This window comes from Actinoplanes subglobosus (assembly GCF_042650585.1).
GTDB lineage: Bacteria > Actinomycetota > Actinomycetes > Mycobacteriales > Micromonosporaceae > Actinoplanes > Actinoplanes subglobosus.
Genome location: NZ_JBHSBL010000015.1, coordinates 313,836 through 336,497 on the forward strand (window position 1 = coordinate 313,836; position 22,662 = coordinate 336,497).

17 protein-coding genes are annotated in these 22,662 nt (G+C 72.0%); 10 read left to right on the top strand and 7 right to left on the bottom strand.

Translation table 11 applies throughout. The annotated features are described in order from the left end of the window. The first annotated feature begins 143 nt into the window (after positions 1-143). The 3 genes from mptB to ACFO0C_RS16175 all read left to right on the top strand — a co-directional run bounded on the left by mptB (position 144) and on the right by ACFO0C_RS16175 (position 4,012). Positions 144-1,622: a polyprenol phosphomannose-dependent alpha 1,6 mannosyltransferase MptB gene (mptB, locus tag ACFO0C_RS16165; protein WP_378067440.1), complete on the top strand. Its 1,479-nt coding sequence runs from the start codon at positions 144-146 to the stop codon at positions 1,620-1,622. A 35-nt stretch (positions 1,623-1,657) separates the two neighbouring features. Beyond that, positions 1,658-3,013 (top strand): CotH kinase family protein, encoded by a 1,356-nt coding sequence (locus ACFO0C_RS16170; protein ID WP_378067441.1) that lies wholly within the window; start codon positions 1,658-1,660, stop codon positions 3,011-3,013. A 105-nt stretch (positions 3,014-3,118) separates the two neighbouring features. Further along, the gene (locus tag ACFO0C_RS16175) at positions 3,119-4,012 is read left to right on the top strand and encodes an NAD(P)-dependent oxidoreductase (RefSeq protein WP_378067442.1); all 894 of its coding nucleotides are present in this window, start codon (positions 3,119-3,121) and stop codon (positions 4,010-4,012) included. Here the strand turns inward: ACFO0C_RS16175 and ACFO0C_RS16180 are convergent. Next, positions 3,928-4,812: a DMT family transporter gene (locus ACFO0C_RS16180; RefSeq protein WP_378067443.1), complete on the bottom strand. Its 885-nt coding sequence runs from the start codon at positions 4,810-4,812 to the stop codon at positions 3,928-3,930. The two genes, ACFO0C_RS16175 and ACFO0C_RS16180, sit on opposite strands and share 85 nt — an antisense overlap. Before the next feature lie 74 nt (positions 4,813-4,886). On the opposite strand from ACFO0C_RS16180, the gene ACFO0C_RS16185 reads away from it, so the two are divergent. After that, a complete protein-coding gene (locus tag ACFO0C_RS16185; protein ID WP_378067444.1) occupies positions 4,887-5,837 on the top strand; it encodes a LysR family transcriptional regulator in 951 nt (316 codons plus the stop codon). Between the two features lie 332 nt (positions 5,838-6,169). On the opposite strand, the gene ACFO0C_RS16190 is transcribed toward ACFO0C_RS16185, so the two are convergent. Continuing rightward, complete coding sequence (locus ACFO0C_RS16190) at positions 6,170-6,685, bottom strand: MarR family winged helix-turn-helix transcriptional regulator (protein ID WP_378067445.1); 516 nt, start codon at positions 6,683-6,685, stop codon at positions 6,170-6,172. A gap of 115 nt (positions 6,686-6,800) precedes the next feature. On the opposite strand from ACFO0C_RS16190, the gene ACFO0C_RS16195 reads away from it, so the two are divergent. Then, positions 6,801-7,424: an FMN-dependent NADH-azoreductase gene (locus tag ACFO0C_RS16195; RefSeq protein ID WP_378067446.1), complete on the top strand. Its 624-nt coding sequence runs from the start codon at positions 6,801-6,803 to the stop codon at positions 7,422-7,424. 676 nt (positions 7,425-8,100) lie between these two features. Here the strand turns inward: ACFO0C_RS16195 and ACFO0C_RS16200 are convergent. Both ACFO0C_RS16200 and ACFO0C_RS16205 read right to left on the bottom strand, forming a co-directional pair. Continuing rightward, on the bottom strand, positions 8,101-9,648 hold the full coding sequence (locus ACFO0C_RS16200; RefSeq protein ID WP_378067447.1) for a cation:proton antiporter: 1,548 nt from the start codon (positions 9,646-9,648) through the stop codon (positions 8,101-8,103). Positions 9,649-9,653: 5 nt separating this feature from the next. Next, positions 9,654-10,523 (bottom strand): LysR family transcriptional regulator, encoded by an 870-nt coding sequence (locus ACFO0C_RS16205; protein WP_378067448.1) that lies wholly within the window; start codon positions 10,521-10,523, stop codon positions 9,654-9,656. Positions 10,524-10,593: 70 nt separating this feature from the next. Here ACFO0C_RS16205 and ACFO0C_RS16210 point away from each other — a divergent pair, with 70 nt between their 5' ends. Next, entirely contained in the window at positions 10,594-11,445 is an 852-nt protein-coding gene (locus ACFO0C_RS16210; RefSeq protein ID WP_378067670.1) for a dihydrodipicolinate synthase family protein, read from the top strand. Here the strand turns inward: ACFO0C_RS16210 and ACFO0C_RS16215 are convergent. Further along, entirely contained in the window at positions 11,356-12,300 is a 945-nt protein-coding gene (locus ACFO0C_RS16215; RefSeq protein ID WP_378067449.1) for a LysR family transcriptional regulator, read from the bottom strand. The genes ACFO0C_RS16210 and ACFO0C_RS16215 overlap by 90 nt on opposite strands. Positions 12,301-12,372: 72 nt before the next feature. On the opposite strand from ACFO0C_RS16215, the gene ACFO0C_RS16220 reads away from it, so the two are divergent. Further along, the gene (locus tag ACFO0C_RS16220) at positions 12,373-13,272 is read left to right on the top strand and encodes a DMT family transporter (RefSeq protein WP_378067450.1); all 900 of its coding nucleotides are present in this window, start codon (positions 12,373-12,375) and stop codon (positions 13,270-13,272) included. 63 nt (positions 13,273-13,335) lie between these two features. Further along, positions 13,336-17,709 (top strand): DnaJ C-terminal domain-containing protein, encoded by a 4,374-nt coding sequence (locus tag ACFO0C_RS16225; RefSeq protein ID WP_378067451.1) that lies wholly within the window; start codon positions 13,336-13,338, stop codon positions 17,707-17,709. Here the strand turns inward: ACFO0C_RS16225 and ACFO0C_RS16230 are convergent. Beyond that, the gene (locus tag ACFO0C_RS16230) at positions 17,700-19,379 is read right to left on the bottom strand and encodes an ABC transporter ATP-binding protein (RefSeq protein ID WP_378067452.1); all 1,680 of its coding nucleotides are present in this window, start codon (positions 19,377-19,379) and stop codon (positions 17,700-17,702) included. The two genes, ACFO0C_RS16225 and ACFO0C_RS16230, sit on opposite strands and share 10 nt — an antisense overlap. An 88-nt stretch (positions 19,380-19,467) precedes the next feature. Here ACFO0C_RS16230 and ACFO0C_RS16235 point away from each other — a divergent pair, with 88 nt between their 5' ends. Together ACFO0C_RS16235 and ACFO0C_RS16240 are read left to right on the top strand one after the other, a co-directional pair. Further along, a complete protein-coding gene (locus ACFO0C_RS16235) occupies positions 19,468-20,031 on the top strand; it encodes a TetR/AcrR family transcriptional regulator (protein WP_378067453.1) in 564 nt (187 codons plus the stop codon). A gap of 18 nt (positions 20,032-20,049) precedes the next feature. Continuing rightward, positions 20,050-20,916, top strand: coding sequence for a hypothetical protein (locus ACFO0C_RS16240; protein WP_378067454.1), 867 nt, complete (start codon positions 20,050-20,052; stop codon positions 20,914-20,916). A 145-nt stretch (positions 20,917-21,061) separates the two neighbouring features. Here the strand turns inward: ACFO0C_RS16240 and ACFO0C_RS16245 are convergent, their stop codons facing one another. Further along, positions 21,062-22,624, bottom strand: coding sequence for an FMN-binding glutamate synthase family protein (locus ACFO0C_RS16245; protein WP_378067455.1), 1,563 nt, complete (start codon positions 22,622-22,624; stop codon positions 21,062-21,064). Positions 22,625-22,662: the final 38 nt, after the last annotated feature.

A 22,662-nucleotide genomic window follows, 5' to 3' on the forward strand; every position in this document is an offset into this window, starting at 1 on the left:
GCCTCCATGTCCGTCTCGGTCGACGGGTTCGGCGCCGGCGTCGACGCCGCGTCGCTGACCACCCACGTGCGGTACCGGGTGATCCGCTGACCGCACGACCCTGGTGCACCGGCGCCCGTGCCGATGCGCGAAGCTCGACGGCTATGGGGACGAGTTCACTCCGGTGGCTGGGGCTGGCCGGATCGCTGATGCTGGCCGGCGCCGGCTGGCTGGGCGGTGCGCTGCCCGGCGCCGATCTGGAGGCCACGCCGCTCAGTGTCGCCCGTGGCACCTACGGGCCGATCATTCTCGGACTCTGGCTCCTCGGGACGGGCCTCGCCGCCTACGCCTGGTGGACCCTGCGTGACCGTGTCCCGTCCCTGCGCTGGGCGACCGTGACGGCGTTCCTCTGGTTGCTGCCGTTCCTGTTCGTGCCGCCGATGGGCAGCCGCGACGTGTATTCCTACGCCTGTCAGGGTGAGATGTTCACGCACGGGCTCGACCCCTACCGGCTCGGCGTCTCGGCGCTGCCGTGCACCTGGCTCGGGACGGTCGCCGAGATCTGGCGGGACACCGTCACCCCGTACGGCCCGTTGTTCCTCCTGATCGCCGGCGCCGCGGTCGCCGTGGGCCAGTCGCTGACCGGCACCATCGTCGTGTTCCGCCTGATCACCCTGGCCGCGATCGTCGTCGTCGCGGCCTGCCTGCCGGCGCTGGCGCGCCGCTGCGGCATCGCGCCGGAGCGCGCGATCTGGGTGGCGCTCGCCGGGCCGCTGATCGGCGCGCACATGCTGGCCGCGCCGCACAACGACGCGGTCATGATCGGATTGCTGGTGGCCGGCCTCTTCCTGGTGGTACGAGCGGACGCGCGCCCGCTCCCGCTGATCACCGGAGGTGTCCTGCTCGGACTCGCGTTCGCCGTGAAGGCCACCGCGATCGTCGTGATCCCGTTCGCGGCCCTGATCGCGACCCACCGGGCGATCGGTACCGGAGAGGGAGACGAGCAAGCGGGCGGCTGGCGGGGGATGCGCGCCGAGATCGGCCCGCTCGCCCGGGCGGCGGCACTGGTCGGCGGCGCGTCGGTGGCGGCCCTGCTCGCGGTGACCGCGGCGAGCGGACTGGGCTTCGGCTGGGTGCCGGCCATGCAGGGCAGCACCACGATCATCCAGTTCACCTCGCCGCCGACCGCGATCGGCATGACCCTCACCTACGCGGGCCAGGCCCTGTTCCCCGGCTTCGACGCGGTGCCGGCCGTCCGCGCCGTCGCGTTGGTGGCGCTCACGACCGTACTCGTCATGCTCGTCGTCGCGACCCTGCGCGCCGCGGACCGGGAGCGGGCCGCCCTGCGGGGAGCGGCCTTCGGGATGGCCGCCGTGGTCCTGCTCTCGCCGGTCTTCCACCCGTGGTATGTGATGTGGCCGCTCACCCTGCTCGCCGCCGTCACCGTGCGGACCAGCGCGTTCATGTGGATCACCATCGTCGCCGCCTTCTCGGTCCTGCCCGACGGCGGCGGTCTGCCCCGTTTCGTGAAGTTCCCCGGCGCGCCACTCATGACCGTCTTCCTGATCGTGCTGGCGGTCCGGTTTTACAGGCGACGCACAGCCTCGGCACAACCAGATCCTCAGCAAGCGGCCTTTCCTTGAGTCGTCAAGCTCCCTGACGACGAAGGACGGCCCGCATGCCCGCTCACACCCTGTCCCGCCGGTCCTTCGGAGCGGCCCTCCTCGGGGCCGTCGGCCTGGCCGTCGCCGGCGGATGCTCGAACGGCTCCTCCGCCGCCGGGTCGTCCGGATCGACCACCGCCACCGCGGGCAGCGGCCTCTTCGACGCCACCCAGGTCCACGACATCGAGTTCACCTTCGACCAGGACGCCTACGACAAGGTGATCGACGCCTACCTCAACGACCAGTCGAAGGAGTGGCTGGAGGCGACCGTCACCATCGACGGGACCACCTTCGAGAAGGCCGGGATGCGCCTCAAGGGCAACTCGACCCTGCGCGGGCTGACCAAGTCGGGCGCGACCGCGAGCACCGGCAACCGGGGCGGCGGCGGGCCGGGCGGCAGCATCTCCGCGGAGAACCCACAGGACCTGCCGTGGCTGGTCCGGCTCGACAAGTACAACGACGGGCAGGAGCTCGGCGGATACACCGAGTTCGTGGTCCGTTCCAACAACACCGACAGCGCCCTCAACGAGGCCGTCGCCCTGGAACTGCTCGCCGTGGCCGGGCTCGCCACCCAGAAGTCGGCCTCCACCCGGCTCAGTGTCAACGGCGGCAGCGAGGTACTGCGCCTCATCATCGAGAACCCGGCCGACAAGTGGGACGCCGACAACTTCTCGTCGGCCGGCATCCTCTACAAGGCGGAGAGCGGTGGGGACTACTCCTACCGCGGTGACGACGCCGACAGCTACCAGGACGTCTTCGACCAGGAGACCGATTCCGACAATCCGAACATCGCCCCGCTCGCCGCGTTCCTGAAGTTCATCAACGAGTCCGACGACGACACGTTCGCCTCCGATCTGTCCAAGCACCTGGACGTCGCGGCGTTCGCCAACTACCTGGCCTTCCAGGAGCTGATCAAGAACACCGACGACATCGACGGGCCGGGCAACAACTCCTACCTGCGGTACACGACCGACAAGGATCAGTTCACGGTGGTCGCGTGGGACCACAACCTGGCGTTCGGCGGCATGGGTGGTGGTGGCGGCAACCGCGGTGGGGGCGGCGCTCCCGCCGGCGGTGGCGGTCAGGGCCAGCCGCCGGCCGGCGGCCAGCAGCAGGGCGGCCGCAACGGCGGGGGTGGTGGTTTCGGCGGGCGCAGCAACATCCTGGTCACCCGGTTCAACGCCGACAAGAGCTTCAAGGCGTCGTACGACAAAGCGCTCACCGACCTCAAAGCGAGCCTGTACACCAGTGGCAAGGCGGCGTCGATCCTGGCGACCCGGGCCGCGGTCCTCACCGCCAAGGCGAGCGATCTGATCAGCGCCGACACCGTGACCAGCGAGTCCGACACCATCAAGGCCGTCCTGGCCTGACGTTCCACTTCGCCGGCCGTCGTTCAGGCGGGTTTGCGGGGTGTTCGGAGGGTGTCTGGGTGACGGCTCGCGAAGTGGCCAGGACGTTCGGATTGGACCGCGGTGGTGGCGACGCCGGCGTCGTACCGTCAGAGCGTGACCGTGGGATTCGTCGGGCTCGGGGTGATGGGCCAGCCGATGGCGCTCAACCTGGCCAGGGCCGGTACCGACCTGATCGTGTGGAACCGGAGCCCGGAGCGGACCGTGCCGCTCCGGGAGGCCGGGGCGGTGGTCGCCGGCGACGTGGCGGAGGTGTTCGCCACGGCCGGGACGATCATCCTGATGCTGGCCGACGACCGGGTCATCGACCACGTGCTGGGACGGGGGACCGGGTCCTTCGCGAAGCTGGTCGCCGGGCGGACGGTCGTGCACATGGGCACCACCGCTCCGGCGTACTCGGCCGGGCTCGCCGCTGATGTGATCGGCGCCGGTGGGGCGTACGCCGAAGCTCCGGTCTCGGGGTCCCGCGGCCCGGCGGAGACCGGCGACCTGGTGGTGATGATCGCCGGAGGCGGCCCGGAGGTCGAGGACGTGCTGCGGCCGATGTGCCGGGAGATCGTGCGCTGCGGCGACGTGCCCGGGGCGCTGCTGATGAAACTGGCCGTCAACACGTTCCTGATCAGCATGGTCACCGGGCTGGCCGAGTCGTTCCACTTCGCCCGGCGGCACGGCCTCGACCCGGCGACGCTGCTGGCCGCGCTCGACGCCGGGCCGATGGCCAGCGTGGTCTCTCGCGTCAAGGGCCGCAAGCTGCGCGACCGCGACTTCGACGTGCAGGCGGCGATCCGCGACGTGCTCTACAACAGCCGCCTCGTGGTCGGCGCCGCACGACAGGCCGGGATCGCGTCGCCGCTGCTCGACGTGTGCCGGGACCTCTACGCCGAGACCGACGCCGCCGGGTTCGGCGGTGAGGACATGGCCGCGGTGATCCGCGCCCTGGAGGCGCGTTCCACCCGCTGACCCCACCAGGTCCCGGCGAGCACCAGCACGATGCCGATCCCCGCGAGAACGCTCAGGTGCTCCCCGCCGAGACTGATTCCGATCAGTACGGCCCAGACCGGCTCGGTGCCCAGCAGGAGACTCGCCCGCGCCGGGGACGTCCGCCGGATCGCCCACAGCTGCACCACGAACGCGAAGACACTGCACCCCAGCGCCAGGTAGAGCACGCCCATCCACTCGCCGGCCCCGAGGCCACGGGTGGTCAGCGGCCACGCCGCGACGCTGAAGACGACCGCGCCGACCACGGTCTGCAGGGTGGTGAGGGTGACCGTGTCGAACGACGGCCGGCTCAGCCGCCCGGACAGGTTGACGTGCGCGGCACGGACCACCGCGGCGGCGAGCATCAGAAGATCACCCACCGAGGGGGTACGCAACCCGGGCCCCGCCACCAGCAGGAACACCCCGAGGGTCGCGACACCGGCGGCGGCGAAGAACCGTCCCGGAAGACCGCCCTGCATGATCGGCGTGAGCAGGATGGTCAGGCTGATCAGCACCCCGGCGTTGGTGGCGCTGGTCAGCGACACCCCGTAGGTCTCCAGCACCAGGATCGACGCCTGGGTGCAGCCGAGCAGCACCCCGACCCCGAGCTCGCGCCGGGTCACCCGCCGCCCGGACATCAGCGGCAGCATCGCGAGCATCGACACGAGGTAGCGCAACGCCAGCACGACGAGCACGCCGGCCGCCGCCACCAGGGTCTTGGCGGCGAGATAGCTGCTGCCCCAGACGACGGCCACGGCCAGCAGGAGAAGGTCACCGGTCACGTCCGCCAAGCCTGGTACCCGCCGATACGGTAGACAAGACGCCAACCACTGAACCGACGATGTAGTGGGGCCTTGTGGATCCGCATCACCTGAGACTGTTGCGGGAGCTCGGCGAGCGGGGGAGTGTCGCCGCGGTGGCCCGTGCGATGCACATCACCCCGTCCGCGGTGTCCCAGCAGCTGAACACCCTCCAGCGGACCGCCCCGGTCCCGCTCACCGAACGCCGTGGCCGCCGCCTGGTGCTGACCGCCGCCGGCCGGGCTCTCGCCACCGCCGCCGTCGAGGTGATGACCGCTTTGGATCGGGCCGCCCGTGCGGTCGGCGACCACCTGGACGACCCCGGCACACCGGTGAGCGTCGCCGCGTTCCACAGCGCCGGCCTGACCTGGTTCGGCCCGCTGATCACCCGGCTCGCCGCGACCGGTGGGCCGCCGGTCCGATTCGCCGACCGGGACGTGGCCCACGCCGACTTCCCGGCCCTGGTCGGCGACCACGACCTGGTGGTGGCCCACCGGCTGGCGCACAGTCCACCGTGGCCCACCGGCCGTCTCACGGTGATCCCGTTGATCGCGGAGCCGCTGTACGTCGCGATGTCCGCCGGCCACCCCCTCGCCACCCGCTCCCCGATCACCGCCGCCCGCTCCCCGATCACCGCCGCCGGGTCGCCGTTGCCCGCCGCCGGGTTGCCGGTCACCGCCACCGACGCCGCTGCATGGCCGTGGATCAGCGTGCACGACGGGTTCCCGCTGACCGGGGTGCTGACGGCGATCGCGGCGGCCGCCGGCCGGCCACTGGAGATCCGGCACCGGATCAACGAGTTCACCGTCGCGGCGTCGGTGGTCGCGGCCGGGGAGGTGCTGGCGCTGCTTCCCGGTCGCACCACGACACCGGATCCACGGCTGGTGCTACGGCCACTCGCCGGGATCCCCGCGGTCCGGCACATCGACGTCCTGACCAGGCCGGAGACGCTGCACCGGGCAGCGGTCCGCACAGTCCTGGAAACCCTACGCACGATCGCCACCTGACACCGCGCGGCACCGTCCCTTTCGCGCCGCTTTCCGGACACCTCCCGCGGTCATCGCTCGCCGTACCGTCACCGCGAGTTCGCGAGCCGTCGCCCAGACAGTTTCGAGTGGCCGATGGGGTGCCCCAGCGACAGCTCGCGAACGCGGATCACGATCCCGGCAGCTCGCTACAGCCACCCGCACTTCCCGCCAGGCTCGCGCTCTTCTCGCCCTCGTGTTTCCCGTGCGTCCGCGTTTTTCGTGCGTCCGCGTTTCTCTTTGCGTCCGCGTTTCTCTTCGCGCCCGCGTTTCTCTTTGCGTCCGTGCTCCTCTTCGCGCAGGCGCGATCGGGTTCAGCAGGCGCCGGGGGCGGGTCTGTCGCCCAGGCACGAGGACAAATGGGGTGCGGCTGACATCAGGAGCTGGCGGCCGATCGCGGCCAACTGGGTGACCTGGTCCGGGGTGAGGACGTCGAAGACGAGGCGGCGCGCCTCGCGGACGTGATCGGGCGCGGTGGCGACGACCGCCTCCCACCCGGCGTCGGTGAGAACCGCTTCGACGCAGCGTGTCTCGGTGGAGTCGGTCGACGTCCGCCGGGCGACCCAGCCGTGTTTCTCCAGGCGGGAGACGGCGTGCGAGAGGCGCGAGGGCGATCCGGCGGCCAGGTGGGCGAGATTCCCCATACGTACGGCACGACCCGGCGCCATCGACAGCGAGGACAGGATCGTGTACTCGAAGAAGTTGATCCCGGCGTCCCGCTTGAGCTGGGCGTCGATCGCCGGCGGAAGACTGGTGAGCACCGCGGTGAGCGCCATCCAGGCGGTGCGCTCGTCGTCGGAGAGCCAGGGTGCGGCTGTGGGATCGCTCACGGTTCAGAAGAATACGCGATCAACATCTTGAACGTTCAACACTTGCGGTGTCATGCTTCGTCTTGAACGTTCAAGTCCACCTGATCCGGACTTGGCATGATATTTGGAGAATTCGATGGCCGTTCTGCGTATCGACGCCAGCATCCTGGGCCCGAACTCCGCGAGCACCGAGCTCGCCGACCTCGTCGAGAAGGAACTGGGCGACGTCTCGATCGTCCGCCGCCACATCGGAGCCAGCCCGCTGCCCGCCGACGCCTGGGCCACCGCCATCCAGGCCGCCTACGTGCCCGCCGACCAGCGCAGTGATGCCCACCACAGTGCGGTCGCCCTGGCCGGCGAACTGGCCGACGAACTGCGTTCCGCCGACGCCGCGATCCTGGCGCTGCCGTTCTACAACTACGGCGTATCGCAGCACGTCAAGACCTGGTTCGACCTCGCCATGGCCGGCGGCGAGAACGGCGAGAAGTTCCTCGACGGCAAGCCCGTCGTCGTCCTGACCACCCGCGGAGGCGCGTACGGCCCCGGCACCCCGCGCGACGGCTGGGACCACAACACCGACTACCTGCGCCGCGTGGTCGGCGACATCTGGGGCGCCGACCTGACCCTGATCGAGCGCGAGTTCACCCTGGTCGGCGTCAACCCGGCCCTCGACGCCTTCACCGAGACCGCGGCCGTGATGCGCAAGTCCGCCCACGAGGCCGCCGTCGAGGCGGGCCGAGCCCTCGCCGCCCGCGCCTGACAAACCCGCCACCACGCGGAACACTCACCGCGTCACTTGTTTGCGCTGCCACGCGGAACACTCACCGCGTCACGCAACCGCGATCCGGCTAAGCGCCGTCCGCGCCCGTCCTGGCCCGTCGGCGCGCCGCCCGCCGAACCCGCCGATCTTGAGTGGATTTCCACCGGAAGCGGTGGTCTATCGATCAAGATCGGCGGCGGGAGGGTTGCCGTCGGTAAAGGCTGGGGCGGGTGGGCAGCCGGCGGCCGTTCGGGGAAGCGACCGGCCGTGCCGCCCTGGTCGCCCGCTGATCCCGCCGGGTTCGTTCGCCGCCCGCCAGGGGGCGGCAAACGCACCCGGAGAGCCAGGGGGCGCGGCAAGCGCGCCCCGGGAGGCTCACGGTCGGCAATCACGCCCAAAGGTTCAGGCGGCGGCGAGCGCGCCTGGGGCGGTAGGCGCACCCGGGAGGGTATTGGGGCGGCGATCGCGCCCCGTAGGCCGGCGGCGGAAGTTGCGCCCGAAGGGCCAGCGGCGGCAAGCGCGCCTGGGGAGCCGGGGCGGTATGCGCGCCCGGAGAGCCGGGGCGGCAAGCGCGCCTGGGGAGCCGGGGCGGCAAGCGCGCCTGGGGAGCCGGGGCGGTATGCGCGCCCGGAGAGCCCGCGGGCGGCAACCGTGCCCGGAGGGCCGGCGGCGGATGTCAGGTGCCGGGAGTGGTGTGGTGGGCCGCCTGCTGGAGGTCGAGTTCCTCGATCAGTTCGCGGGCGACGTCCTCGGTCAGCCGCTGCTCGTGGACGGCCCGGCCGAGGGCCAGCCGCTGGGCCTCGAACGACGCGTCGACGTCGGTGGCCGGTGTGGTGGCTGCCGCGGCCGCGATCTCACGGCCGCGGGAGCGGAGGCGTTCCTCCTCGGCGTGTTCGCCGGCCAGGTCGAATCGGAGGCGCCGGGCCAGCCAGCCGACGGTGGTGCCCTGGATCAGCAGCGTGCCGAGGGTGACGATCAGCGCGATGACCTGGATGGCGTCCCGCCCGGGGAAGGGTTCGCCCGAGGCGGTCAGCGCGGGCACGGCTGCCGCGGCGGCGAGGGTCAGGATGCCGCGCATGCCGGTCCAGCTGACCAGCACCGTCTCCTTCGTCGTGGGTGGTGGCAGCGGCCGGCTGCGGCGTCGCTGGAGGCGGGCCTCGCGTGCCTGCCGGTAGCGTGGATCGCGGTCGGCCCGCCGCAGAGCCATCCGGTGCCGCAGCCGCCACCGTCCGAAGAGCGCGAACACCGCCACGAACCGGAACAGGATCGCGGCCACGAGCAGCGCCCCGGCCGCGACCAGGGTGCGGACGAGTCCGGGGTCGCCGTCCTCGGAGAGTTCGTCGAGGACGAACTTCACCTGCAGTCCGATGTACGCGAACACGAACGTCTCGAGCAGGAAGTCCAGCACCCGCCACACCTGCTCCTCCTGGAGCCGGGTGAGATAGCCGCCGGGGTACTGGTGTTTCGGGTCGAGTGTCAGGTTGACGCTCATCGAGAAGGCTGCCATGACGACGGCGAGGATGCCGGACGCGTGCAGTTCCTCGGCGGTCAGGAACGCGGTGAACGGCAGCAGCAGCACCAGTGACGTCTCCAGCGTCGGGTTCCCGAGTCGTTTCCGGATGAACAGGCCGACCAGGGCGTACGCCGCACCGATGCCCAGTCCGACCGAGGCGGCGTGCAGCAGTTCCCGGAATCCGCCCTGCCAGGTGGTGTGCGCCCCGTCGACGGCGGCCAGTGCCAGGGTGAACAGGGTCAGCGCGGTGGCGTCGTTGACCAGGCTCTCGCCGGTGAGGATCGAGGTGGCCCGCCGGGGCAGCCCGATCTCGTGGCCGTGCGACACGGTGGTGATGGTGTCCGGCGGGGCGAGGATCGCGCCGAGCACGAATGCGGCGGCGACCCCGATGGACGGCAGCAGCAGCGTCGACAGCCAGCCGAGGAACCCGGCGGTCAGCACCACGACGACGACACCGAGGTAGATGATGGCCCGCAGGTTGGCCCCGAACGCGGCGAACGACGCCCCGCGGGTGGCCGAGTAGAGCAGCGGCGGGATGACCAGCGCCAGGATGAGCTCGCTGTCGAGCTCCAGCCGGGGCATCCCGGGGAGGAACGAGGCCGCGGCGGCCAGCACGACGATCACCCAGCCAGGCTCGATGCGGTGCCGCCGGGCGACCGCTGTGACGGCGATCCCGACTCCGATGATGAGAAGAAGCTGGACGCCATCCACGGTGATCAGATTAGTGGCGGCAGCGCGGCGATGAACGCCGCCACGGCGGGATGCGCGGCCGTGCCCGTGCGGTAGGCGATCCGGGTGCGGCGCCGGGTCGGCAGGGGCAGCAGGCGTACGCCTGGCGGCATCCGGTCGGTGGCCAGCTGCGGCACGAGTGCGACTCCCTGTCCGGCGGCGACCAGGGCGAGGACGGTGCCGAAGTCGTCGACCCGGTGCCGGGCGCGGGGCGTGAACCCGGCCGTGTCGCACAGTTTCAGCGTGGCGGTGTGGCAGAGGGTGCCGGGGCCGGCGAGGATCCAGCCGGACCGGGCGGCTTCGCGCAGTGTGCCGATGCCGGAGCCGGCGGCGACGGCCAGGTGGACGGTCTCGTCGAGCAGCGGGACGCTGGACAGCCCCGGGCCGGTCTCCAGCGGCACGACGTCGTAGTCCTGGGTGAGTCCCACGTCGAGCCGGCGTTCCAGCAGGGCGGCCGGGACGTCGGCCGGGTCGAGCTCGGTCAGTTGCAGGTCGAGGGCGGTGTGCTGCTCGCCGAGCGTGATCAGGGCCGGGGTGAGCAGGGTGCGGATCGCCGACGGGAACGCACCGATGCGCAGTTCGCCGGTGAGCCCGGTGCGGGCGGCGGCCAGGGCGGCGTCGGTGTGTTCGAGGGCGGCCAGGACGGTCTCGGCGTGCTGGACCAGCAGGCGGCCGGCGGCGGTGAGGGCGACCCGGCGGCCGGTGCGTTCGAGCAGGGGCAGCCCGGCTTCCCGCTCCAGGGCGGACAGCTGCTGGGAGACGGCCGACGGGGTGTACGTGTGTGCGGTCGCGACGGCGGCGATGGTCCCGAGGCGGGACAGGTCGCGGAGCAGGCGGAGACGGCGCACGTCGAGCATCAGCTCAGCTTACGTATCACTTCAGGAACGTGAACTGGACCTGATGCTCGATCCGGTCGAGGCTTTCGGCATGGAATTGCACGGGATCTTCGTACCCCTGATCACGCCCTTTGGTCTTGATGGCACGATCGCGCTCGATGCCCTCGGACGTCTCGCCCGGGAGGTCCTCGACGACGGAGCGTCGGGGCTGGTGGCGCTCGGGACGACCGGTGAGCCGGGGTCGCTGACCGCGGCCGAGCAGGAGGCCGTCGTCGAGGTGGCGGCCGAGGTGGCGCGGGAGCGCGGGGTGCCGCTGATCGTCGGCGCGCGCCCTGATCTGGCGGCCCGGCCCGGTGTGACGGCGGCGCTCAGCCTGGTGCCGCCGTTCGTGCGGCCGGGTGAGGCCGGGGTGGTCGCGCATTTCGAGGCGCTGACCGGGGACGTGCCGCTGGTGATCTATCACGTGCCGTACCGGACCGGGCAGGAGCTGTCGATCACCGCGATCCGCCGGCTGGCCGCGATCCCCGGGGTGATCGGCATGAAGTACGCGACCGGGACCGTCGAGGTCCTCGGCGATCTGCCGGCCGGGTTCGCGCTGCTCGGCGGGGACGATCCGCTGATCTCGCCGATGCTCGCGGCCGGTGCGCACGGTGGTGTCCTCGCTTCCGCGCACGTGGCGACCCGGTCCTTCGCCGACCTGGCGGACGCCTGGCGAGACGGCGACGTCAGCCGGGCCCGGCGTCTCGGCGGGCCGCTCGCGGACCTCTCCCGGGCGCTGTTCGCCGAGCCCAACCCCACGGTGGTCAAGGGGGTCCTGCACGCGCAGGGTCGCATTCCGACTTCGGCGGTACGGCTACCGCTGCTCCCCGCCACGCAGGCGAGTGTCACGCAGGCCGTCCGCCTGATCGGTCACCACCTGGAGGAAAGCGGTCAGCGCCGGTGACCGCGGCCCCTCCCGGGTCACGGTGAACAGCCGCCGCCCCAGATCGGTCTCGGCCACCGGCCGGTAGGCCAGTGTCGCGTCCACCGGAGGCAGGTTGAGCAGCGGCAACAGGGCGACGGCGGCCGCGTGCCGGACCACCGCGAGCTGCACGTCGGCGTCATTGGAGTGGTGCCGCACGTCCGGCTCGTAGCCGCCGAGCGTCCGGCAGTTGCCGACGATCATCGCGTGGTGACCGGTCGTCTCGTCCGAGGACACCCACACCGTGTCCCGCAGGTCGGCCAGCGCGACCGGGCCACCGGGTGCGGCCAGCGGATGATCGGCCGGTAGCACCACGAGCAGCCGCTCGGACAGCAGCTGTGCGAACCGCATGCCGGGCGGGCGCGGGCGGGGATGACCGTCGTACTCGTCGCTGATCACCAGGTCGACCGAACCGGTGCGCAGACCGGGCAGGGCCTGCTCCAGCTCCAGCTCGGACACCTCCATCCGGACCAGCGGATGCTCGGCGGCCATCCGGGCCAGCGACGGGACGAGCAGGTGGCGGGCGGCCGACTGGACGCCGCCGGCCCGGACCGTACCCCGGACGTCGCCGCCGAGCGCCGCCAGGTCGGACGTCGCCGCCTCGGCCGCGGCCAGCAGGATCCGGGCGTGCTGCGCCAGCAGCCGCCCCGCGTCGGTGAGCCGCACCCCGCGCCCGGCCCGCTCCAGCAGCGGCGTGCCGACCTCCTTCTCCAGGACGGTCAGCTGCTGCGAGACCGCTGACGGACTGTAGCCGAGCGCGGTTGCGACAGCACCGAGAGTGCCGCGCTCCTCGAACTCGCGCAGGAACCGGAGGCGGCGCAGATCCAACCCGACCATGCACGAATCCTAACGATTCATCTCCAGGAATCGTCACTGGACCTGCATAGTTGTAGGCCCGATGCTTTCCGCATGGGTCCACTGCTCTGCCTGCTCTCGGCCGCCGGTTTCGGTGCCATGCCGATCTTCGGAAAGTTCGCGTACGACGCCGGAGTCTCCCCGTCCGCCCTGCTCCTGGTGCGGTTCGTGCTCGCCGCCCTGATCCTCGCCGGGCTCCTGGCGATGCGGCCCGTGCCCCGGCCCGGCACACGGACCGTGGTCGTCGCCCTGGCCCTCGGCGCGGTCGGGTTCGCCACCCAGGCGACGCTCTACTTCGAGGCGCTGCGGGTGATGGACGCCTCGCTGCTGTCGCTGATCCTCTACACGTACCCCCTGATGGTCACCGCCGCCGCGGTGCTGCTGCGCCGCGACCGGATGACCCGCAGCCGGGGCCTCGCCCTGGCCGTCGCCTCCGCCGGAACCCTGCTCGTCCTGCTCGGCGCCGGCGCCGGCGCGCTCAGCCCGCTCGGTGCCGCGCTCGGCTTCGGGGCGGCGCTGACCTACACGATCTACATCCTCGCCTCGGACCGCGTCCTGCAGAGCGTGTCACCCGTCCTGCTGGCCACCCTGGTGATGACCGGCGCCGCGATCGCCCTGGCCGGCAAGTCCATGATCACCGGGGGAGTGGACCTCGGCTTCGGCGCGGCCGGCTGGTTCTGGGTGGCCTGCATCGCCGTCGTCTCCACCGTGCTCGCGTCCCTGACGTTCTTCGCCGGGCTGCGCCGCACCGGCCCGTCGACGGCCGCCATCCTCTCCACCGTGGAACCCGTCGTCACCACCACCCTGGCCACCGTCGTCCTCGGCGAATTCCTGACACCCGCCCAGCTCATCGGTGGTGTGCTGGTGCTTGCCTCGGTCGCCGTCGTGCAGCTGCGGCCCCGCCGTGTGCGCCGCCCGCTCATCGCTGTGAGATCAACTGTGGACAGTCGGTGATCCCCGTCCCCCGGGGGACTACGATGACGGTTCGTCATTTCACCCCGGGGGAAGGCGGCACCGTTGCGGCAGGCGCTGGTCATCGGGATCAGCACGTTCGGCTCGGACGGCTGGCGGGGCCTCGCCTTCGCACCCGATCGGACCGCCGCCATGGCCGCGATGCTCACCCGGTTCGGCTACCTCCCGGCCACCCCGCCCGACACCGCGCTCACCGGCGCCACCCTCGCCGAGGGCATCTGGTCGGCCGCGCGATCCCTCGGCCCCGACGGTGTCCTCGTCGTCCACCTGCTCACCCACGGTTTCGTCTCCTCGACCGGCGGGCTCTACGCCGTCGGCGTCGACGGCAGTCATCACGAGTCCACCGAGATCGGCCACTGGTTGCGGCAGATCACCGACATCCCCGGCGCGCCACTCACCCTGTTCCTGCTCGACCTGTGCAACTCCGGCGCCGCGGCCCGGCTGAGCTGGCAGATGTCGGTCGCCGGCGGCGGCAACCGGGCCTGGGTGATCGCCGCCTGCGGCCCCGACCGGGCCGCCTTCAACGGCCGGTTCAGCGAGGCCGTGGTCAACGTCCTCGGCGACTTCGCCGAGCGCCGCATCGAGATCGACCCGGCGCTGCGGCACATCCCGTTGACCACCGTCGCCCGGGAGGTCCGGCGGGAGGTGCGCCGCCTCGCCGAGGAGCGGGACGCCCTGCCCCAGGAGGTCACCGGCAGCGTCGTCGACATCTCCGCCGAGCCTGACGAGCTGCCGTTCTTCCCCAATCCCGGCTACCAGGAGGCCGGCGCCCGGGCCCGGCCCGGTGTCGACCGGGCGCTCGCCCCGTTCCTCGAGGACCTCGACGAGGCCGTCGACCCGTGGCATTTCGCCGAGCGCGCCGGCGGTCAGGGCCCGTTCGGCCGCGGCCACCTCCAGCAGGGCGCCTTCCAGGGCCGCCGCCGCGAGGTCCTGCTGCTCGCCGGCTGGCTCGACGGCCGCGACGACGTGCGTGTCCGGGTCGTCACCGGCAGCCCCGGCGTCGGCAAGTCCGCCCTGCTCGGCGTCCTGGTCTGCGCCGCCCACCCGGTGCTGCGCGAGCCGACCCGCCCGATCTGGGACCACATCGACCGCCCACCCGACGCCAACCCCGCCCTGGCGGCGTTGCACGCCCGGCAGCGCTCCCTCGACGACCTGCGGCAGTCCCTGGTCCGGCAGCTCTCCCTGCCCGGCGAGCACGCCGACCCGGTCGCCGCGATCGCTGCCCGGCGTGAGCCGCCAGTCATCGTCATCGACGCCCTGGACGAGGCGGTCGACCCGCAGGCGGTGATGTCGGGGCTGCTCATGCCCCTGGCCGAGGGGGTGCGGGCGGACGGGCGGCCGATCTGCCGGCTGCTCGTGGCGATGCGCCCGTGGAAGGATTTCGAGCCGCTGCGCGAGATCGCCGCCGAGGCCGGCGGGCTCGTCGACCTCGACCTGGTGCCGGCCGATCAGCTGCGCTACGACCTGGAGTATTACGTCAGTCACCTGCTGCGCCGGGCCCAGCCGTATGACTCCCCCGAGTACTCGGGGGCCCGCCAGGCCTTCGCGTCGGCCGTCGCCGAGACCCTGACCCGCGACGACGGCAACCGGCGGGCCTGGGGTGAGTTCCTGGTCGCCGGCCTCTACACCCATCATCTCGTCGTCGGGCATCCACCCATCTCGGCCAACGAGGACGCGTTGCGGCTCGGGCGGCAGGTCCCGCTGACCCTGCCCGAACTGCTCGAACTCGACCTCGCCGGCCAGTCCGGCAACCGATGGTTGCGGCCGGTCCTGGCGGCGGTGGCCCACGCCAAGGGCGACGGCATGCCGGTCCGGCTGATCGGTCAGGTGGCTCGGGCCCTCGCCGCAGCGTCGGGTGACACCCCGGCGCTGGACGACGGTGCGCCGACCATCTCCGGCAGCCCTCTGACGAAGGATGACGTCGCCGCTCTCGTCGATATCGTCGAGAAGAACGGCACGCTGGCTCATTTCGAGAAGACCCTGAAGAAGTTCTACGAATCCAAGTCGGCTGACTACTCCGGGCCTGGGGGCGAGACCTCGCCCGAGGACATTCCGGAGCTTGCACGCGCCTTCCGGTCGGCGCTTCACTCCCACGCGCGGGGGAGTTCCCGGCCGGCCGACGGCTCCCGGTCCACCGCTGACCTGGAGATCGTCGAGGCGCTGGACAAGGCGCGCTTCTATCTGCACCGGGCCACCGATGTGGACGGCACGACCCTGTACCGGCTGTTTCATCAAGGGCTCGCCGATCACCTCCGCGCCCGGCCTTCGCAGCGGGAGGGCGCCGGGGCGGCCGACCTCGGGGTGCTCTTCGAGGCGCTGGCCGGGCCGCGCTGCCGATGGGATCTCGCCGAGCCCTACCTGCTGCGGCACGCCGGCCAGCACGCCGCGGACGCCGGCCGTCTCGAAGCGCTGACCGGCGACCCGGAGTACCTCGTGCATGCCGACCCGGCCGCCCTCGCCCCGCTGCTCGACGGCCATCCGTGGCTGTCCGCCGACGATCTGCGGCGGGTGACCGGGCTCGCCGGGTCCGCGGTGCCGCGGCGACGGCGGTTGCTGGCGGTGTTCGCGGTGCGCCGGGGAGCGGCGGACGCGGCCCTGCGGTTGTCGGATCCGCCCGGCGGCCCGCCGTCGCTGTGGCGGCCGATCTGGTCGGTGGGGGGTGACGTCACGGCCGTGGCCGCCGCTCCCGGGGCCGACCTGATCGCGATCGGCGACCGGACCGGGTGCCTGCGCATCCATCGTCGCAGCGGAGAGTTGCTCGCGGAGCAGCGCGGCGGCGGGGGCGTTCCGATCCTGGAGCTGGCATACGGCTATCACGACGGCCGGCTCTATCTGGCGTCGGTCGAGCGGCGCAACGTGCTGCGGCTCTGGGACGGCCGGACCGGAGCGCCGCTGAGTGCGGTGCGGCTCGAACGCCGCCGGGGCCGCCACCTCGGCCTGGTCTCGATGGGCGGCCGGCTGGTCGCCTCACTCGACCTCGACGGGTGGCGCGGCCTCCTGATCGACATGGCGAGCGGCCGGACGATCCTGACGGACGAGTTCGGTGACCGCCCGTCGGCCTACGTCGACGGCCGGCCGGTGACGGTGTCGGTCGACGCCGCCGGCGGTCTCACGGTCACCGACAGCGCCGATGACCCGGGCCAGGCGGTGGGTGGTGCGGGATCGCGGCGGGCGGCGCTGTGCTTCCACGCTGACGACCGGCTGATCGCGCTGGTCGGCGGTGGGGACGAGCTGGCGGTCTGGGACGTCGCCGAGCGGCGGGTCGTCGACATGGTCTCGCTGCCGACGGCGGCGCGGGGAGTGGCGGCCACCGGTGGCGGTGATCTCGTGGTTCTGGCCGACGGACAGGCGGTGTTCCTGGGCTACCGCGAGCGGACGGCCGTCGTCGCACCCGGGCCGGCCACGGGTGAGCGGGCCGGGTCCGGGACGGTGGAGCGGCCTGTGGTGGAGAAGGCCGACGGGGCCGATGCGACGGTGCGGCTGGATGTGGATCTCGAGGACGTCGTCTCCGGGATCGAGGCTCCGGTCACCTACGACACGGCCGTGCTCTGTCAGCACCGGCCCGCCGGCGAGCATGCGGCCTGTCCGGCGTGCGGTGGCAGCGGGCGGGTCACGGCGAGCCGGACGGTCATGGTCACGGTGCCGGCCGGGGTGCGGAGTGGTTCGCAGATCCGGATGGCCGGTCGTGGCGGTGCGGGGCTGGGCGGCGGGACCAGCGGTGACCTGATCGTCGAGGTCCACGAGCGGCCGCACGAGCTGTTCGTGCGTCGAGGTGACGACCTGCACTGCCGGGTCGACCTGTCGATGACGGCGGGGGCGCTCGGGACCTGGCGGACCCTGCGGACCCTCGACGGTGACGAGGTCGTCCAGGTCTCGCCCGGTGTCAGGACGGGTACCACGCACCGGATTCCCGGCCGGGGACTGCCGCGCCGCCGCGGGAGTGGCCGCGGCGACCTGATCGTGGAACTGTGCGTGCGGACGCCGAGGAACCCGACCGACCAGGAGCAGCGGCTGCTCCGGCAGATCTCCGAGCACCGCAAGGAGAGCGCCGCGCTCGTGGGTTCGTCGTCCGGAGGCTCCGGGACCGACGTCCACGTCCGGGTGGCCGTGCCGATGGTCCTGGCCGCCCTGGGCACCCAGATCCAGATCACCACGGTGCCCGGCCAACCCCATGTGCTGATCCCGGCCGGTGTGCAGGACGGTGACGAGTTGCTCTTCGACCGCCGGGGCCGGTCGCTCCGGGGTGGGCAGGGCCGCGGTGACATCCACGTCGAGGTGGAGGTGGCGGTGCCGCAGTCCCCGGACGCCGCCACCCGTGACCTGCTGCGCAAGCTGGAGATGCTCCGCCAGGAGGAGACGCCGCCGGCGGGCGGGCTGCTCGCCCGCCGGCCAGGGCTGGGGAACGGGAATCAGACGTAGGAGGTGTCCGCGCCGATGCGCAGCGCCTCGACGAGACGGCGGTAGAGGTCGTCGGAGGCGTACAGATCGGCGTGGGTGCCCTGGGCGCGGACCCGGCCGTCCTCCAGCACCACGATGCGGTCGGCGTCGAGGACCGTGGACAGGCGGTGGGCGATCGTCACGACCGCTCCGGACGCCGCGCGGTCGCGAATGCAGTCCTGCACGGCGGCCTCGGTCAGGCCGTCGACCTGGGCGGTCGCCTCGTCCAGCAGGAGCACCTCGGGGGTGCGCAGCAACGCACGGGCCAGCGCGATCCGCTGCCGCTGACCGCCGGACACGTCGGTGGCACCGAGGGCGGGGTCGATGCCTTCGAGCCGGACGGCGGACAACACCGCCCGTACCTCATCGTCTGTCGCGTCGGGATGGGTGAACCGTAAGTTGTCCGCGATCGTGCCCGGCAGCACCGGGGTCTCCTGCTCGACGTAGGCGAGCCGGCCCCGGACGTCGGAATGGCTCCACTCGGTGTAGGGGCGGCCGTCCAGCAGGATGCGGCCGTGCTCCGGCTCCAGGAAGCGCAGCAGCAGCGAGAACACCGTGGTCTTGCCGGCGCCGGACGGGCCGACGATCGCGGTGTGACCGAGCCGGGGGATCTCCAGGTCGATGCCGCGGACCGCGGGTGCCGCCTCCGGACCGTAACGGGCGGTGACCCCCTGCAGCGCCAGGACCGGGCCGGCCGTCGAGGACGGGGGCGCCGGGCGCGCCGGGGGATCGGACGGCTCCAGGCCGATCGCGTCGAGCTCGTTGATCCGGCCGGCCGCGGCCATGCCGGACTGGAGGGCCGTCAGGTTCTGTGTCAGCTCGCTGATCGGGCCCATCAGCTGGAACACGTAGAGCAGGAACGCGACCAGCGTCGACACCTCGAGCAGGCCCAGGTGGGCGCGCCAGGCGCCGACGGCCAGGATCAGCATGACCGACAGCTGGACACCGGACCACGAGATGGTCCACACGACCGCCGAGACCCGGGCCGCGCGGACACTGTGCGCGGCGGCGTCACTCGCGGCGGCGATGATCCGGCCGCTCTGGCGGGTCTCGGCGCGGCTCGCCTTGACCGTCCGGATGGCGCGCAGCGAGCCCTCCAGGTCGGCGCCGAGCCGGCCCACCGACTCCTGCGCGGCGGTCTGGGCGATCCCGATGCGGGGCAGGAGCCGGCTCATCACGGCACCGACCACGATGACGGCGGCGAGCGTGCAGGCCAGCAGCGGCAGGTCGAGGACGCCCATCAGGATCAGCGTGCCGATCAGGCCGACCCCGGCGTTGATCAGCCCGACCAGGCTGCCGGACGCCGCGTGCAGCAGGCCGGTGTCCGAGGTGACCCGGGTGACGAGCTCACCGGTCGGACGTTTCAGCAGGTCGAGGACCCGCGCCTGGAAGTAGCGGCGGACGATCGAGGTGCGGGCGTCGAGGACGATCTGCTCGGCGAGGGTGCCCATCAGGATCCACTGCCACAGGCCGATGGCCGCGCCGATGACGACGAGACAGGCCAGGACGGCGACCGGGCGGGCCAGGTCGATGCCGCCGGAGAAGCTGTCGAGCACCCACTTGGTGACCAGCGGGGTGGCCAGACCGGCGGCATTGGCGGCCAGGCCGAGGATCAGGCCGAGCAGCATGGTGCGGCGGTGCGGGCGGAGCACGGTGAGGAGGGTTCTCAGTCGCGTGGAATCCGGCATTCCCATAGTGGAACACTGCTGTTCCATTCTGGGCAAGTGTTATTCTGCGGCCGTGACGAGCGTCCCCACCGGCAGCCGGGCCCGAACGAGGCAGGCGATCCTCGACGCCGCGATCGAGGTGCTGGCCCGCAACCCGGCGGCCTCCCTCGGCGACGTCGCCGAGGCCGCCGACGTCGGACGCACCACCCTGCACCGCTACTTCCCGGAGCGCGGAGACCTGCTCAGCGCCCTGCGTGACGAGGCCACCGCCCGCCTCGACCGGGCCGGCGCCCGCGCCCGCATGGACGAGGGCACCGGCGCGACCGCGCTCGTCCGCCTCTGCCAGGAGTATTTCGATCTGGGTGACGTGCTGTCGCTGCTGTTCCGGGAGCAGGTCGCCTTCGAGGACGCGGATCCCGCCGAGGGCGGCTGCGACGACGGGTTCGACGCGATGGTCCGGCGCGGGCACGCCGACGGCACCATCGACCCCGAGCTGCCGCCCGTCTGGGTGCAGAACCTGGTGTGGTCGCAGCTCTATGCCGGGTGGAACTATCTGGCCGAGTGCGGGGCGTCCCGGCACGACACCCTGCGGCTCGTGCTGCGATGCGTGTCCGGAGCCGTGCGCCCGCATCCCTGACCGGGCAGGATCGGTGACATGAGCATCGATCTCGACGCCGCCGCCACGTTCGTCGCGAAGCACGGCCGCACCCTCGACTGGCGACGCTTCCGTCACCTCCTCGGAGCGGCCGGCACCGAGCAGGTCCTGGCCGCGCTGGATGCCTATCGCAACCCCGACGAGGGGTACGGCTGGGGCCTCGAACCCGACCTGCGTTCGGTGACCAGTCAGCCGGTCGCCGCCATGCACGCTCTCGAGGTGCTGGCCGAGGTCGGTGAGACCGGGTCACGGACGGTCCGGCTGTTCGACTGGCTCGGAGCGCACTCCCTCGGGGACGGTGGGATCCCGTTCGCGCTGCCGTTCGCCGACATCGACGGCAGCGCGCCGCACTGGACCACCGCGGATCCGGACGAGTCGTCGCTGCAGATGACCACCCAGCTGGCCGCCCAGGCACATCGGATCGCGCGGCACCGGCCCGAGCTCGCCGGGCATCCGTGGCTGGCCGGCGCCACCGGCTACTGCCTGGGCGTGATCGACGGACTGGCGGGGGCGCCGAGTGCGTATGAGCTGATGTTCGTGATGCGGTTCCTGGACGCGGTGCCCGATGCGGGCGCACTGCTGGAGCGGATGGCCGCCTTCGTGCGCACCGACGGGCCGACGCCGGTCGGTGGTACGGACGGTGAGGTGCTGCATCCACTGGCCTTCACCCCGCACCCCGACGGGCCGTCGCGGGAGTTGTTCAGCAAGGAGGCGATCGCCGCTGATGTCGAACGGCTCTCCGCCGGTCAGCAGGCCGACGGCGGGTGGACTGTCGACTTCCCCGCCTACAGCGCGGTGGCCGCTCTCGAATGGCGGGCTTACGCCACCGTCGAGTCCGTCCGCATCCTCCGCGGTTCGCTGTCCTGACCGGTGCGCAACCGGGCCCGTCCCGACGGTGCGGGGCGGGCCCGGTCTGGGCGGAGTGGGGTCTGGACGGGATCCTACGGAGTCCGGGCCGCGACCCGTGCCTCCGGAGCCGTCCGCCTCATTTGGTGCGAACACCCACCGGTGTTCAGAGTGACGGCGGTGCGCTGCCGCCCTGCGGTTCGGCGGCCGTCATCAGGGCGATGATCGTCTCCTGGTCGGCCTTCGACGGCAGCCCCCAGCCGGGCCGGTAGTCGTAGACCCGGTCCAGCGGTGTCGCCGCCGTCCGCCCGTCGAGGATCTCCACCGACGACGTCTCGATCAGCCCCGGATGTTCGACACCGCACGCCTCGGCGACCTTCAGCAGGTCCCGGCGCAGCGTCTTGACATAGTTCGCGGCCCGCACCGACTTCAGGCCCGGGTCGAGGCCCCTGGTCAGCCACTTGTTCTGGGTGGCGACGCCGGTCGGGCAGGTGTCGGTGTGGCACTTCTGCGCCTGGATGCAGCCGATCGCCAGCATCGCCTCGCGGGCCACGTTGACCATGTCGCAGCCGAGCGCGAACGCGACGATCGCGTTGTCCGGCAGCCCCAGTTTGCCGGCGCCGATGAACACGACCCGGTCGTGCAGGCCGCGTTCGGCGAACATCCGGTACACCCGGGCGAACCCGACCTGGAACGGCAGCGACACCGAATCGGAGAAGATCAGCGGTGCCGCGCCGGTGCCGCCTTCGCCGCCGTCGATCGTCACGAAGTCGACGCCCCGGCCGGTGGTCAGCATCAGGTGGGTCAGCTCGTCCCAGAAGTCCAGGTCGCCGACGGCCGACTTGATGCCGACCGGCAGCCCGGTCTCGGTGGCCAGCAGTTCCACCCAGTCGAGCAGGCTGTCGGTGTCGGAGAACTCGGCGTGCCGCGACGGGCTGACACAGTCGACACCCTGCGGGATGCCCCGGGTCTCGGCGATCTCCGTGGACACCTTCGCGCCCGGCAGGAGCCCACCGAGGCTCGGCTTCGCACCCTGACTGAGTTTGATCTCCAGCGCCCGGACCGGATGCGCCGCGACGACGGCCTTCAGTTTCTCCAGATCGAACCGGCCCTGCTCGTCCCGGCACCCGAAGTACGACGTTCCGATCTGGAAGACCAGCTCACCGCCGTGCCGGTGGTGCGGCGACAGCGCGCCCTCCCCGGTGTTGTGCAGGCATCCGGCGATCGCCGCGCCCCGGTTCAGTGCCTCCACCGCAGCGCCGGACAGCGACCCGAAACTCATCCCGGAGATGTTGACGACCGATTCCGGCCGGAACGCCTTCGCCCGCCCGCGCGCCGCCCCGAGCACCTTCGCGCACGGCACCGACGCCTCGTAGCCGGCCTCCGGATGCGACAGTGGCACCGCCCGCCCGAACGTGCGGTGCTTGATGATCGGATATCCGGCGGTGAACTCCATGTCGTTGTCGGTGCCGAACCCGAAGTAGTTGTTCTCCTTCTTCGCCGACGCGTAGACCCATCGGCGCTGGTCACGCGTGAACGGCCGCTCCTCGTCGTTGGCGGCCACCACGTACTGCCGCAATTCCGGTCCGATCGCCTCGATCAGATACCGGCCGTGCCCGATCACCGGAAAATTGCGCAGCAGCGCATGCCGGCGCTGCGTCAGATCCCGCACCGCCACGGCCGCCACCGCCGCCAGGGCGGCACCGGCCGCCACGAAACCCCGCCTCATGCCTCACGATTTTGCCGACGGCGTCAATGCCAAACCTT

Bases quoted from the DNA above. Each gene is read 5' to 3' on its own strand.
- ACFO0C_RS16205 (WP_378067448.1), bottom strand. From the start codon at position 10,523: ATGCTCGACGTGCGCCGTCTCCGCCTGCTCCGCGACCTGTCCCGCCTC.
- ACFO0C_RS16215 (WP_378067449.1), bottom strand. From the start codon at position 12,300: ATGGTCGGGTTGGATCTGCGCCGCCTCCGGTTCCTGCGCGAGTTCGAG.
- ACFO0C_RS16210 (WP_378067670.1), top strand. From the start codon at position 10,594: ATGGAATTGCACGGGATCTTCGTACCCCTGATCACGCCCTTTGGTCTT.
- ACFO0C_RS16220 (WP_378067450.1), top strand. From the start codon at position 12,373: ATGGGTCCACTGCTCTGCCTGCTCTCGGCCGCCGGTTTCGGTGCCATG.
- mptB (WP_378067440.1), top strand. From the start codon at position 144: ATGGGGACGAGTTCACTCCGGTGGCTGGGGCTGGCCGGATCGCTGATG.
- ACFO0C_RS16240 (WP_378067454.1), top strand. From the start codon at position 20,050: ATGAGCATCGATCTCGACGCCGCCGCCACGTTCGTCGCGAAGCACGGC.
- ACFO0C_RS16195 (WP_378067446.1), top strand. From the start codon at position 6,801: ATGGCCGTTCTGCGTATCGACGCCAGCATCCTGGGCCCGAACTCCGCG.
- ACFO0C_RS16170 (WP_378067441.1), top strand. From the start codon at position 1,658: ATGCCCGCTCACACCCTGTCCCGCCGGTCCTTCGGAGCGGCCCTCCTC.
- ACFO0C_RS16245 (WP_378067455.1), bottom strand. From the start codon at position 22,624: ATGAGGCGGGGTTTCGTGGCGGCCGGTGCCGCCCTGGCGGCGGTGGCG.